Below are 13,367 nucleotides of genomic sequence, written 5' to 3'. Positions count from 1 at the left end.
CTTGACTTCGCTTGCATCATGCGTCTCGAAGTTATTGGGTAAGCTCTATCCCACAACCTGTGGCACACTCGGCTTATGCGGCAGTGTTGGCTAGCATGGTTGCAACACTCACGCTTTGCGGCCACTTCCTGCCTAACAACTCCTTCAAGCCGATGCCGCTTGGAAACTCGGCTTACTTCAAGCGTCAGTAGCGAATCGTCAAAGCGCCCGTTCCTCTTCGCTGTCCTGCTCGCATCGCTTGCTTCGGCGGCGCAGGCACAATCAAATCAGCACGCAACGAGGCCATCCGTCGTGAATGAAGTCGCCAGGGGTGAATTTGTAGTCAAGCTGCTACCGCTTGCCTTCGAAGGTCAAGCCGAAGGTTCAAAGCTCGGTCGAATGTCCATCGACAAGACGATATCCGGCGACCTGGTCGCGACGAGCAAAGGCCAGATGCTGAGCGCGATGACGTTAGTCCAGGGCTCAGCCGGGTACGTTGCCATCGAGACCGTCGAAGGCTCCTTGAAAGGCAAGAAAGGAACCTTCGTCCTTCAACATACCGGAATAATGAACCAAGGAAGCCCAAGCCTATCGGTCACCATGGTTCCCGATTCCGGCACTGGTGAGCTTGTTGGTCTGGCCGGTGACTTCAACATCCACATTGCAGCTGGCAAACACAGCTAAGCATTCGAGTACACGCTTCCGTAGCGCGCAGCGCTGCCTGTTCCCTCGCTCAAACGGCCCGCCACGGCCGCTTGCTTAAACGTCAAGACGCTTTTGCAGATTGCAACATGCCTAACATCGTCCAGAAAGACGCGTCTGGGTGTGGCATCGCCTGCGCGGCCATGGTCGCGGGTGTTTCGCAAGGTAGACGCGTAACTCATTGGTCTTCGATCCAGCAACTGAGTATCGAGGGGATCAACTTCCGACCATCTGCGGAGAAGATGATGCAGCTTCACTATCTCGAGATCGTGACAACAGACGTGGACGCGGTATGCGCGGCTTACTGCTCAGCGGATGGAGTGCAATTTGGAGAGCCTGTCGCAGAACTTGGCAACGCACGTACGGCTACATTGGCCAACGGTGGCTTGATTGGTGTTCGCGCACCATTGCGCGGCACTGAAGATCCAGTGGTACGGCCCTACTGGCTAGTGAAGGACATCGAGGCTGCTTTTGCCGCTATCGTCCAGGCTGGCGGCAAGGTTGGCGTGCCGCCGATGGAAATTCCCGGACGTGGAAAATTTGCCATCTATCTGCACGCCGGCAACGATCATGGGTTGTGGCAACTTTAGGGAAGGTCGGTGGTCTGAGCGCCAGCGACGCAAGACCGGGGGACGTTGCCGCTTCGGCTCCTTTGCAGGGCTAGATCATGACAAGCACGTGGATGTGCCCGGCATGCAATCGAAAGTTCACGCGGAAGGGGCAGCGGCACGCCTGTGGCACCGGCGACGCAGAGGGTGTTTTACGCGATCGACCAGAAGGGCTTGTCGCTCTACGCTGCACTTGACCTTTGTGGCAACCCTTGGGCCGGTCGAGTGTGTGGCCCGAGCGCGCTATGTGCTGCTGCGCAGCCACCGCGTGTTTGCGGATGTGATCGTGATGCGCGATGCCGTGCGGCTGGCGATTCACCTGCATCGCGCTGCGAACCCCGCGCTCTTCATCAAGCATGTGTCGGATGGAACTCGCTTCACCGTGGTTGCGAAGCTGCGGTCGGTGGATGAGCTTGAAGCCATGAGGCCATTCTTGGTGGAGGCGTATGAGCAATCGCTGGCCTGACCTCGTGTAGCTCTTTATCCAGCGGCCAACGGCCGCATGGATGATTCACCAGGACGCCGCATGGACATTGCGCGTTGGCAACTTGGTGTTGGCGGCTACGCACCACGCTTGTGAGGCGGTGGCAGCGCATCATCTTTTCTGATTCAAGATGTCGTGCTTGAATACGCCATGCAGTGCGTGCCTGCGGCTGCAGGTCGCAGCAACTCCCATCACCGAGCTCGTTGCGTGCGCGATATTTCCTGGAGAGAGTAGACGATGGATCGTTCTAACGCTGAAGAGGTTGCCCGTGCGGTCATGCGGCAGGATGCTGCGGAGCAGGAAGCGCGACGCCTCAAACGTGTCAAACAGGCCAGGTGGCTGGTTGAGCAACGCAAGGTTGCCGGTCTATCGCTGGCTGGATTCGTGGTGGGGGCGTTTGGCGCGCATGCCGTCGGCGCATACTGGATGCGGGGCGCACTGGTATGTTCCTTGGTCGCTTCAGGGATCGGTTGGTGCTGGATTCACTGGCGCAATCCGGACCTGCGATAACGTGGCCGCTGGCTAGCAGTGGTCATCGCCACCATCGCATCCACCTCTGCCAGAGCGCGGGGAGAAGTGCCCGGCGCAGGTACAACGGTATCGCACCCGTGCGACACCGTTGGCTACCCTGCGCACTGCGCTGGTTTGAAACCAGCCGTCCTACCCTGCCGCAGGAATAGCGTTGCCTGCTCGACGGGCGCAATGCCCCAACCGAGCACGCGCGTGGCAGGTGGAGTCAAAGCGCGACACCTGGCTGCGGGGCGGTGCGCAACGGCCAGGCTCAGCCGTCAGGCCAGGGCGTCGTCGGCGTCCAGTGCGGTTGCCGGTTGCTGGGCGCGATCGAACCGCTCGCGGGCGGCGCGGATGCTGGCGTGGTGTTCGCCTGCCCAGTTCAGCAGTTGCGACACCGGGCCCAGCAGCGCGATACCGAGCTTGGAGAGCGCGTACTCCACGCTGGGCGGCTTGGTGGCGTAGACCTTGCGGGTGATCATGCCGTTGCGCTCGAGGTTGCGCAGGGTCTGGGTCAGCATCCGCTTGGAGATGTCCGGCACCGCGCGCTGGATGGCGCTGAAGCGGGACGGGCCGGGAATCAGCGTCAACAGGATCAGCAAGGTCCACTTGTCGCCGATCTGGTCCAGCACATCGCGCACGGGGCACTTGGTGGCGTCGAAGGGGCCTTCGAGGGAAGGCGGCGGCGGAAACAAGGCAATCGCATTCACGGGGTATCTCACGGTAACCAGGGGGAGTAAAACTGCCTCCTTGCGCAGGACCGGACGGTCCCGACAATAGGCGCGCGGACCACGAGGTCTAAATACTAGACCAAACCTCTTCTCTAAACCTATTGGAGCGCACCATGGCACATGCTTCCCCCCTGATTCTTGTCACCGGTGCCAGCGGGCAACTGGGCGCGTTGGTCGTCGACGCATTGCTTGCGCACGTGCCTGCCAGCCGCATCGTAGCAACGGCCCGTGATGCTGCGTCACTCGCCGGGTTCGCAAAACGCGACATCACGGTGCGTCAGGCCGACTACGCCGACCCGCACAGCCTGGACCAGGCGTTTGCCGGGGTCGGCCGGGTGCTGCTGGTGTCGTCCAATGCCGTTGGCGCACGCGTACCGCAGCATCGCAATGTGATCGAAGCCGCCAAGCGTGCCGGGGTCGAACTGCTCGCCTACACCAGCATCCTGCATGCCGACACCAGCACGCTGTCGCTGGCCGAAGAGCATGTGGCCACCGAGGCCCTGCTGCGCGACAGCGGCGTGCCGCATGTGCTGCTGCGCAACGGCTGGTACACCGAGAACTACACCGGCGCGATTGCGGCCGAGGTGGAGCACGGTGGGGCAATGGGCAGCTCGGGCGAGGGCAAGATCAGTGCGGCCACGCGCGCGGACTACGCGGCGGCAGCGGCGGCAGTGCTGGCGTCGGACGCGCCGCAGGCCGGGCAGGTCTATGAACTGGCAGGCGATACCGCCTTCACCATGGACGAGTACGCGGCAGAAGTGTCGCGGCAGTCGGGCAAGCCGGTGGCCTATCACGACCTTCCCGAGGCCGACTACGCCGCGGCGCTGGTGCAGGTGGGCGTGCCGGCCGGGTTTGCGCAGGTGCTGGCGCAGTGCTCGGCATCATCGCGCGGTGGCAGCCTGTTCGATGACAGCCACACGCTGAGCCGGCTGATCGGGCGCCCGACCACGCCATTGCGCGAGGCGGTGGCGGCGGCGCTGGCAGCGCACTGAGCAGGCGTCAGGCATCACGTCGGCGGCCGACAAAGTCGGCCGTCGCCCCCCGGGTGAGCGCTGCGCTACGCGATCGCCCGTGACCCGTGACCGGAAGCAGGCTCCGACCTGCTGCCGGAGGGGCCTCACTCGGCGTAATGACGACAGCGGCGCCCCATTGATCGACGTGGCTCAGGTCAATGACCGCCAGGTGAAGCTCCGTAGCCCTGTGCAACGGGTCGGCGCGCAGGGAAGGCGTGCGAGTGTCCGGGAGCCTTGCGACCGCCCCCCTAACTGCCGCACCGCGATCCGGGCACTGCACCAGCATGCTCGCCCACAGACCGCGACCTGCCCGCCCTGATGGCGGCAATGCTGCCTTGCAACGATGCGCCGGCTTGCACGGGGCGCGTCTTGCGCCGGTCGCATAACTGACACCGCGCGGACACGCTGCTGACACAAGCAGCGCAAAGAGCGCGCTGCCAGTGTCACCAAACTGACATCAAATCTAAATATAACTGCTGCCATTGCCGCGCCGTCAGGGACGACCGGGCATCTTGATGGACGGTCCATTGCCGTGTCTGCAGCCCGCTGGCGCACCGGTCCGATCGCTCCATCGACCCCGATTTCCTTGTACGAGCCGGATCCATGAAAAAACGCAATCTCGCCACCGTCCTGTGCGCCCTCAGCGCGACCGCCAGCGGCAGCACGCTGGCCGCCGAGCTGGAGCTGTACGTCGACCGCAAGACCAAGCAGATCTTCGCCGAGCCCGCACCGGGCCGCGACAAGCTGGGTAAATTCGTGCAGGTGGACGAAAACGGCAAGCTGCCGGCGTCGGCAATGCCCGCCGCACCGGCTCAACCGCTGCCACCGGCGCCGGGTGCCACGGCGCCGGCCGATACCGCCATCGCCCAGGCCGCACCCGCCCCCGCTGCGGCAGCTGCGCCTGCACCGGCCAGGTCGGCCGACGCCGGCAAGAAGTGGTACGACAAGCTCAGCCTGCGCGGCTACACCCAGATCCGCTACAACCAGGGCATCGGCGGCGATGCGCAGGACCTGCGTGCGCCGGGCGACCGCTTCATCGGCAACGACCAGAGCCTGGGTATCCGGCGCGCGCGCCTGGTGCTGAGCGGCGACCTCAACGAGCATGTGTCGCTGTATTTCCAGCCGGACTTTGCGAGCACGCCGGCAGGCACCAACACCACCAATTTCGCGCAGCTGCGCGATGCCTACGCCGATATCTTCTTCGACAAGAAGCGCGAGTACCGCGTGCGCGTGGGCCAGTCGAAAATGCCGTACGGCTGGGAAAACCTGCAGTCCAGCCAGAACCGCCTCACCCTGGACCGTGCCGATGCGCTCAACTCCGGCCTGCGCGACGAACGCGATATCGGTGCGGTGTTCTATTACAGCCCCACCGTGGCCAAGGGCCGCTTCCAGGACCTGGTCAAGTCCGGCCTGAAGGGCTCGGGCGACTACGGCGTACTGGGCGCGGGCGTGTACAACGGCCAGGGCGCCAACCGCGCCGAGCGCAACGACAGCATGCACGCGGTGGTGCATGCCACCTACCCGTTCAAGTTCGCCAATGGCCAGTACCTGGAAGTGGGCGCCGATGCCTACAGCGGGCGCTTCGTCCCAACCGCCGCGGCAGTGAACATCGGTGGCCGCAGCTTCACCCCGGCCATCACCGACCCCAACGGCTATACCGACCAGCGCGTGGCCGCGCACGTCATTTACTACCCGCAGCCGTTCGGCCTGCAGGCGGAGTGGACGGTGGGCCGTGGGCCGGAGCTGGATGTCGCACAGCGCCGCATCCGCACCCGTTCGCTGAGCGGCGGCTACGTGCAGGCGATGTTCAAGCACGACTTCACCTACGGCACGCTGCTGCCGTACCTGAAATGGCAGACCTACCGCGGTGGCTCCAAGTTCGACACCAACGCGCCGCGCATGCGCCTGGACGAAGTGGAAGCCGGTGTCGAATGGCAGCCGATGGACGCGTTGGAACTGGTGTTTGCCTATTCGAAGATGAAGCGCACCGACGTCACCACCGCGCCGTATCCGGTGGTGGAAGGCGATCTGCTGCGAGTGCAGTTGCAGGTCAATTACTGATCGCTGCAACCTGATGGAAAACGGGAAAGCCCCCGCTTGCGGGGGCGCTTCTATGGCGCCGCGAGCGTCTAGGCCAACAGCTCTGTGCGCACGATGTCTGCGCCTGCACTGAGCGCACTGAGCTTGCCGCGCGCGACATGTCGGGCAAGTGGCGCCATGCCGCAGTTGGTGGAGGGATAGAGCTTGTCGGCATCGACGAAGCGCAGCGCCTTGCGCAGTGTCTCGGCCACTTCCTGCGGTGTTTCGATTGTCGTGCTTGCCACGTCGATGGCGCCGACCATCACCTTCTTGCCGCGCACCAGATCGATCAGATCGATCGGTACGTGCGAGTTGTGGCACTCCAGCGAGATGATGTCCAGTGAGGAGGTCTGCAGCTTGGGGAAAGACTCTTCGTACTGGCGCCACTCCGAGCCCAGGGTCTGCTTCCAGTCGGTATTGGCCTTGATGCCGTAGCCATAGCAGATATGGACGGCGGTTTCGCAGGTGAGCCCTTCGACCGCGCGCTCCAGGGTCGCAACACCCCAGTCGTTGACCTCGTCGAAGAAGACATTGAAGGCCGGCTCGTCGAACTGGATGATGTCCACGCCGGCGGCTTCGAGTTCCCTGGCTTCCTGATTGAGGATCTTGGCAAATTCCCAGGCCAGTTTTTCGCGGCTCTTGTAGTGCGCATCGAAGAGCGTATCGATCATGGTCATGGGACCGGGCAGCGCCCACTTGATGGGCTGGTCGGTCTGCTGGCGCAGGAATCTGGCATCGTCCACGAACACGGATGTGGGGCGACTCACCGGACCAACGACGGTCGGCACGCTGGCATCGTAGCGATCGCGGATCCTGACCGTCTCGCGCTTTTCGAAATCGACACCGCTGAGGTGTTCGACGAAGGTGGTGACGAAATGCTGGCGGGTCTGTTCGCCGTCGCTGACGATATCGATGCCGGCGTGCTGCTGTTCCTGCAGCGACAGGCGCAACGCGTCCTGCTTGCCTTCGATCAGTGCGGCGCCCTGCAGTTTCCAGGGCGACCAGAGTGTTTCCGGCTGTGCCAGCCAGGACGGCTTGGGCAGGCTGCCGGCGGTTGAGGTGGGGAGCAGCTTTTTCATGATGCGTGATGTCTTGGCTTGAGGGTGATCAGGAAGCGTGGCGGGATGCCCATTGCTCGAGCAGGTTGCCGTAGGGCCGGATGAAGTGTTCTTCGGTGAATTTGCCCTGCGTCACCGCGAGCTGGCTGCGCTCTTCCCGGTCGTAGACGATCTGGGTGGACGAATAATCCTGATGATTCAGGCTCGGCTGGTAGATCGCGCCTGCTGCGGAATTGGCGTTGTAGATTTCTGGCCGGTAAATCTTCTGGAAGGTTTCCATCGTGCTGATGGTGCCGATCAGCTCCAGGTTGGTGTAGTCACCGAGCAAATCACCGAAGAAGTAAAACGCCAACGGGGCAACACTGTTGGGCGGCATGAAGTAGCGCACCTTCAGGCCCATCTTCTCGAAATACTGATCGGTCAGCGAAAACGCATCCTGCCTGTATTCGATACCCAGGATGGGGTGCCGGTTTCCGGTGCGGTGATAGGTTCTGCTGGTGGAGACGCTGATGCAGATGACCGGCGGCTTGTCGAAGCGCGCGGTGTAGGCGTCCGAGTGTACGAAGTGCTTGAACAGGGTGCCGTGCAGGTGGCCGAAATCCTCGGGGATGTTGAAACCGGCGCTGTCCTGGTTGTGCGCTGGCAGCAGCACGCTGAAATCGTAGTCGCGCACGTAGGAGGAAAAATTATTCCCGGCAATGCCATCGATGCGGGCACCGGTGTGGTGATCGACGATGGAAGGCTTCAATATCTCGATCAACGGAAAGGCATCGCCCGCGTCACGCCCACCGATGTGCATCTCGGCAGAGATGATGTCGAGCTCGACAGCGTAGCGATCACGCGTGGGGTTATCCCAATGGGCCAGATCGTTGAAGCGGTTGTTGATCATCGCCAGCGTGTTACGCAGATTCTCCCGACGACGCTGCCCTCTGGCCAGGTTCGCAAAGTTGGTGGTGTTGCGCGTCGTGGCCGAGGGTTGGTAGTCCTCGTCGAACCGCAGGCTCTTGATGGTGAAGGTGAATGGCTGAGTCATTGCAGCTGACGCCTCGTTTCTTCGAAAGGGACGCGCGCCCTGCGGCGCAGCGGTGGGTGCCGGCTGGATGCGCGCCCGGCATCTGGAGCAGCCGGCACGCACCAGACACTCCTGTCGCGGCGGGCGCAGGTGGCCCGCCGTGCAGCCATAAGGCGGGTAGCATTCAGGCCGCGGCCACCGCAGTTGCGGCGCTGGCCGGTGCCTGCCGCGTCAATGCGATCAGTGGCAGTGCCCGTTGCACCGCCAAGCTGGCCCGTTCGGCCAGGGCCTCGTTGTGCACGCGGTAGTCCAGGAAATCCCGGTCGGTCGCGTAGACGCCCAGCGGCAACGTGCGTGCCTGGAAGAAGCTGAAAAGCGGCCGTAATTGATGCTCGATCACCAGTGCATGGCGGTCGCTGCCACCGGTCGCCGCCAGCAATACCGGGGTGTCGATGAGGGCGTCCTGATGAATGAAATCGAAGAAGTGCTTGAACAGCCCGGTGAACGAGCCGCGATAGACCGGCGTTGCCACCACCAGCACGTCTGCCTGCTCGACGGCGGCAAGTTCCTGCTCCACCGTTTCATGCAGCTGCGAGCGCCACAGCGCGCCGGCAAAGTGCGGTGCCAACGCTCCCAGTTCGACCAGATGCGGCTCGCATGGCACGTCGTCGCCGATCAGGGCCATCAGGTGGTGTGCCAGCGCGGCGGCCTTGGAAGGACGCTGCAGCCCGCCAGAGACGGCGACAACGCGCAGTGGAGGTGGCAGGGTTGCAGTCATGCGGATGGACCTGAGCAGTGGGGAAGCGTGTTCGCGGCCAGGACAGGCAGGCCCGACCTCGGGTGATCCTGATGTGGGTAGGTCCAGACGCGGGCGAACGACGAGGAACCCGATGCTAGGGTTCGCATTTGATGAAGTAAAATGGTGTTATTTCAACAATCCATGAATTCGGATCATCTGAATGCTTGAGCGCATCCATCTCACCATCGTCCAGCAGGTCGAGCAGCAAGGCTCGCTGACGGCCGCTGCAGGCGTGTTGAACCTGACCCAGTCCGCGCTGAGCCACAGCATGAAGAAGCTGGAGCAGCAGCTGGGCACCGACGTCTGGCTGCGCGAGGGACGCAGCCTGCGGCTGACCCAGGCCGGGCAATACCTGCTCGCGGTGGCGAACCGGGTGCTGCCGCAGCTGGCGCTGGCCGAGGAGCGCCTGGGGCAGTTTGCGCAGGGCGAACGCGGCGCGCTGCGCATCGGCATGGAATGCCATCCCTGCTACCAGTGGCTGCTCAAGCTGGTGTCGCCTTATCTGGCCACGTGGCCGGATGTGGATGTGGACGTGAAGCAGAAGTTCCAGTTCGGCGGCATTGGCGCGTTGTTTGGCTATGAGATCGATCTGCTGGTCACGCCCGACCCGCTGTTCAAGCCCGGGCTGAGGTTCGAGCCGGTGTTCGATTACGAGCAGGTGCTGGTCGTGGCCAAGGGCCATGCGCTGGCGTCGGCCGCCTACGTCAAGCCGCAACAGCTGACCCGCGAGGTGCTCATCAGCTACCCCGTGGACCTGGAGCGCCTGGATATCTACAGCCAGTTCCTGCTGCCGGCCGGTGTCACGCCGCGCCGCCACAAGGCCATCGAAACCACCGACATCATGATGCAGATGGTGGCCAGCGGCCGCGGCGTGGCCGCCATGCCACGCTGGCTGGTCGAGGAATATGCGGCAAGGATGGACGTGGTGCCGGTCCGGCTGGGTGCGCGCGGCATCCCCAAGCAGATCTTCCTGGGCGCGCGCGAGGCCGATATCGCCATCGACTACCTGCGTGCCTTCATCGAACTGGCGCGCCAGCCTGCCAATGCCACCGCCCATCCACCCGCAGCCAACTGATGGGCGCTATCGCCCGCCGCGCGCCACGTGCGCTGCCTCACCGCAACAACCGCACCTGTTGCATGGCCGCTGCGCGCCGCGCTCTGGTGCGCTGATAAGAGCCATGCCGCTGTCCAGCAGCGCTCGATCGACGCAAGCGTGCCGGGACCAACCAATGAACACCCATTGATGCATCAAGACACGCCCAGGCCCGCCAGCACCTTCATCGACGCCTACTCGCTGGAGGTGGGCGCGAACGACGTCGACGCATTGTCTGCAGTGGCGCCGCGGATCATGCCCGGCTCCCGCATTGCCATCCCGTCCCTGCCCGGCCAGGACACCGCGACGCGACTGGCCGCCGCATGCGCAGTGCGCGCGCTTGGCTTTACGCCCATGCCGCACCTGGTGGCGCGCCGCATCGCCTCGCTCGACGACCTGCAGGCGTTCCTCAGGCGCGCCGTCGATGAGGCCGGCGTTGAGCACTGCCTGGTGATCGCGGGTGATCCGTCGTCTCCGATCGGGCCGTTTCCAGATAGCGTGTCGCTGATCGCGACCGGCGTCTTCGAGCGCGCTGGAATCCAGAGCATCGCCGTGGCGGGACATCCGGAAGGCCATCCGGCCATGCACGCAGGCGCTCATTGGGAGGTGCTGGAGCGCAAGTGTCGCAGCATCGCCGAGCGTGGCATGGCGCCATTGATCGTCACGCAGTTCGCGTTCGATGCGGACCTTGTGCTGCGGTGGCTGGAAACGCTGCGCGCGCGTGGCATTGATGCTCCGGTGCGCGTGGGTGTGCCAGGTCCTGCCGGCGTTGCGGTGCTCGCCCGCTATGCCGCAAGGTGCGGTGTGAGCGCCAGCGCGGCGATGCTGTCCAACTACGGCATCTCCATCGGTAAGCTGCTTGGAACGGCTGGGCCGGACCGCTTTGTCGATCGCCTAACCGCCGGCCTGACCAACGCGCACGGCGATGTCCGCCTGCACCTGTTTCCGTTCGGCGGGATCGCGCGCTCGGTCGCGTGGGTTGAGCATTACCGCTCCCGGAGCAGGCTCACGCATCCGGTCAACCTGTAGACGCGTCAGACAGATGGCGCGCGCTCGACCGAGCCGCCGAATGCACGCAAGGTGATGCGCCGAACGTCGATCTCGAACAGGATTTCGATACGCAAGAGCGCCCAATTTTCGGCATGTCCGCGACCCGCGTCACAGTCTGTACTCTTTAGTCCTGACGTTTTCGACGCTGCACGCGTGAGGTGTTGCAGCGCACAGCAGGCTTGTCATACATGCGATGTATAACCTTTTGCGAATCGCGGCGAGGGGGCGCTGCATCCAGTGCCGTCGCTGCGTGCGGTGGCATTGCATCCGCAACGTCCAAGGAGAGATGTCGCCATGCGCAAGCCCTCGTTGTTGTCCGTGATGTGCACCCTGTCGCTGATGTCGATGCCGCTGGCGGCGGCCGACCTGCAGCCCAAACAACTGGCCGGCCCTCCCGAGGAGTTCGCGCAGATGCGCACCCCCGATCCGGCCGAGTCGGCGATCCTGTCCAAGAGCGCCTTGTTGCCGGTGGAGCTGACGCCGGCCGGTAACGCCGCGCGCTGGCAAGGCACGTTGCCGGTGGAAAATGGCCACCTGCGCTTCATGGTGCTGGCCGGCGACCAGGCATGGGACGCCGCAGTGGCGGCACCACGTGGTGCTGGCGCACGCGCCGTCGACGCGCCACAGCTGCAGGCACAACGCACCGTGCTGGGCACGGCGGACAACGGCACCACCGGCATGCGCTACGCGGTGGACGCCGCGCAGAACGGCAACTGGTCGTTGACCCTGCAATCGGCCTCGCCGCTGGCACAGCGCGGCTATGTGCTGATGGAGGGCGATGCCCGTACGCAACTGGCCGCGTATCCGCGCGATCGCCAGCACCTGGTGGGCAAGTCGCTGACGCTCAACGCGATGCTCAGCGGCAGCGATGCGCGTGGTGCGACCTTGCTCGCCAGTCAGGCCGGGCAGATCGATACCGCCAGCCTGCGGGTGATCGATCCGCAAGGCGCCGTGCGCGTCCTGCCGATGGCCGACGACGGCGCCCACGATGATGGCGCGGCCGGCGACGGCGTGTATGGCGGCAACTTCCAGCCAGGCCGCGCCGGTACCTGGATTGCGCAGGTCATCGTGCACGGCCACGACCAGGCCGGGCAGCCCTTCGTGCGGACGAGCGAACATGTAATGCCCGTGCTGGATACGTCCCTGCGCCTGATGGGCAATGCGCTCAGTGCACGCGCAGCCGAAGGTACCCGGCTCGCGCTTGCCTTGCCGGTGGCTGCGCGCGGCAAGGCACCGTCGCACTATCGTGTGTTCGGGCAGGTGTGGGGTACCGATGCCAAGGGCCGCGATGTGCCGGTGGCATGGATCGGCGGCATGCTGGCGCCGCAGCAGGGACAGCTGCCGCTGAGCCTGGACGAGCGCTGGATTGCGCGTGCCGGCGCACGTGCACCGTTCTCGCTGCGTGGGCTGCGCATCGAAGACCCCGATTACTACATCCCGTTGGTACAGGCTGACAGCTTGCCGCTGCAGATGCCGGAGTTGCGGCGCGCCAGCATCGCGCGTGCCACCGGGGGCATCGACGAGAGCATGCGCATGGGGCCACGCCCGTCGACGCTGGCCACCGCCATGGCACAACCGCAGGCGGCCGGATCGCAGCTGGTGCTGGTGCACGGTTATTGCTCCAACGGCGTATGGCCGCAGGCGCAGTTCACCAACGCTTCCACATTCCTGGACGCCAAGCAGAACCGCAGCAACGACCAGTTTGCACAGCGCATCGCGCAGTTCGCCAGCCAGTGGTCGTCGTTTTCCACGGTGGCGCACAGCCAGGGCGGCATGGCCGCGCTGCACCTGTACACCTACTACTGGAGCGGCCTGGATAACGCCAGCGGTGGGCGCGTGATGCAATCGGTGGGCACGCCCTACCAGGGCACCAATCTGTCCGGCGTACTGGCCGCGGTGGGGTCGTGGTTCGGGGTGGGCTGCGGCACCAATGCGGACATGACCTACGACGGCGCCAAGGCCTGGCTGGCTGGCATTCCCGCCGAGGCGCGCGCCAAGGTCGACTACTACGCCACCTCGTTCGCCAAGACCAACTGGTACACCAATGACTACTGCAACGCCGCCTCGGACCTGGTGTTGAACGACCCGGAAGACGGCACCGTGGAGCAGGTCAATGCGCAGCTGCCCGGCGGCGTCAATCGCGGCCACACCACCGGCCAGTGCCACACCACCGGCATGCGCGACCCGGCGCAGTATCTGGATGCCAACCGCAATGCGGTGATGAACGCCAACGCGGCCAGATAGCTGCG

The 13,367-nt window shown here is 64.3% G+C and carries 13 protein-coding genes; 9 read left to right on the top strand and 4 right to left on the bottom strand.

Features of this window, described 5'->3' with window-relative positions:
• The first annotated feature begins 291 nt into the window (after positions 1–291).
• The 4 genes from HG421_RS21405 to HG421_RS20710 all read left to right on the top strand — a co-directional run bounded on the left by HG421_RS21405 (position 292) and on the right by HG421_RS20710 (position 2,283).
• The gene (locus tag HG421_RS21405) at positions 292–663 is read left to right on the top strand and encodes a DUF3224 domain-containing protein (protein WP_228330424.1); all 372 of its coding nucleotides are present in this window, start codon (positions 292–294) and stop codon (positions 661–663) included.
• Positions 664–926: 263 nt separating this feature from the next.
• Entirely contained in the window at positions 927–1,271 is a 345-nt protein-coding gene (locus tag HG421_RS20720) for a VOC family protein (RefSeq protein ID WP_169708294.1), read from the top strand.
• Positions 1,252–1,755: a DUF5655 domain-containing protein gene (locus tag HG421_RS21465; RefSeq protein ID WP_323134497.1), complete on the top strand. Its 504-nt coding sequence runs from the start codon at positions 1,252–1,254 to the stop codon at positions 1,753–1,755. The genes HG421_RS20720 and HG421_RS21465 overlap by 20 nt, the downstream gene beginning before the upstream one ends.
• 255 nt (positions 1,756–2,010) lie before the next feature.
• Positions 2,011–2,283 carry a hypothetical protein gene (locus HG421_RS20710; RefSeq protein WP_169707984.1) on the top strand — a complete coding sequence of 91 codons (273 nt, stop codon included), beginning with the start codon at positions 2,011–2,013 and terminating at the stop codon, positions 2,281–2,283.
• A gap of 278 nt (positions 2,284–2,561) precedes the next feature.
• Here the strand turns inward: HG421_RS20710 and HG421_RS20705 are convergent, their stop codons facing one another.
• Entirely contained in the window at positions 2,562–2,993 is a 432-nt protein-coding gene (locus HG421_RS20705) for a winged helix-turn-helix transcriptional regulator (RefSeq protein WP_169707983.1), read from the bottom strand.
• Between the two features lie 134 nt (positions 2,994–3,127).
• Between HG421_RS20705 and HG421_RS20700 the strand changes: the two genes are divergently transcribed.
• A complete protein-coding gene (locus HG421_RS20700) occupies positions 3,128–4,006 on the top strand; it encodes an SDR family oxidoreductase (RefSeq protein ID WP_169707982.1) in 879 nt (292 codons plus the stop codon).
• A gap of 624 nt (positions 4,007–4,630) precedes the next feature.
• Entirely contained in the window at positions 4,631–6,088 is a 1,458-nt protein-coding gene (locus HG421_RS20695; RefSeq protein WP_169707981.1) for an OprO/OprP family phosphate-selective porin, read from the top strand.
• Between the two features lie 68 nt (positions 6,089–6,156).
• Here HG421_RS20695 and HG421_RS20690 read toward each other — a convergent pair whose 3' ends face one another.
• The 3 genes from HG421_RS20690 to msuE all read right to left on the bottom strand — a co-directional run bounded on the left by HG421_RS20690 (position 6,157) and on the right by msuE (position 8,954).
• Positions 6,157–7,185, bottom strand: a complete 1,029-nt coding sequence (locus HG421_RS20690) for a methionine synthase (RefSeq protein WP_169707980.1) — start codon at positions 7,183–7,185, stop codon at positions 6,157–6,159.
• 28 nt (positions 7,186–7,213) lie between these two features.
• Positions 7,214–8,197 carry a DUF1852 domain-containing protein gene (locus tag HG421_RS20685; RefSeq protein WP_169708293.1) on the bottom strand — a complete coding sequence of 328 codons (984 nt, stop codon included), beginning with the start codon at positions 8,195–8,197 and terminating at the stop codon, positions 7,214–7,216.
• A 163-nt stretch (positions 8,198–8,360) separates the two neighbouring features.
• Entirely contained in the window at positions 8,361–8,954 is a 594-nt protein-coding gene (gene msuE, locus HG421_RS20680; protein WP_169707979.1) for an FMN reductase, read from the bottom strand.
• A gap of 181 nt (positions 8,955–9,135) precedes the next feature.
• Here msuE and HG421_RS20675 point away from each other — a divergent pair, with 181 nt between their 5' ends.
• The 3 genes from HG421_RS20675 to HG421_RS20665 all read left to right on the top strand — a co-directional run bounded on the left by HG421_RS20675 (position 9,136) and on the right by HG421_RS20665 (position 13,362).
• Positions 9,136–10,050, top strand: a complete 915-nt coding sequence (locus HG421_RS20675; protein ID WP_169707978.1) for a LysR family transcriptional regulator — start codon at positions 9,136–9,138, stop codon at positions 10,048–10,050.
• 165 nt (positions 10,051–10,215) lie between these two features.
• Positions 10,216–11,097 carry a methylenetetrahydrofolate reductase gene (locus HG421_RS20670; protein WP_169708292.1) on the top strand — a complete coding sequence of 294 codons (882 nt, stop codon included), beginning with the start codon at positions 10,216–10,218 and terminating at the stop codon, positions 11,095–11,097.
• 315 nt (positions 11,098–11,412) lie between these two features.
• Entirely contained in the window at positions 11,413–13,362 is a 1,950-nt protein-coding gene (locus HG421_RS20665) for a choice-of-anchor X domain-containing protein (protein ID WP_169707977.1), read from the top strand.
• Positions 13,363–13,367: the final 5 nt, after the last annotated feature.

The sequence above is a fragment of the Xanthomonas campestris pv. badrii genome, from assembly GCF_012848175.1.
Taxonomy (GTDB): Bacteria; Pseudomonadota; Gammaproteobacteria; order Xanthomonadales; family Xanthomonadaceae; genus Xanthomonas; species Xanthomonas campestris_C.
This window is presented reverse-complemented; position numbering and strand designations above follow the sequence as displayed.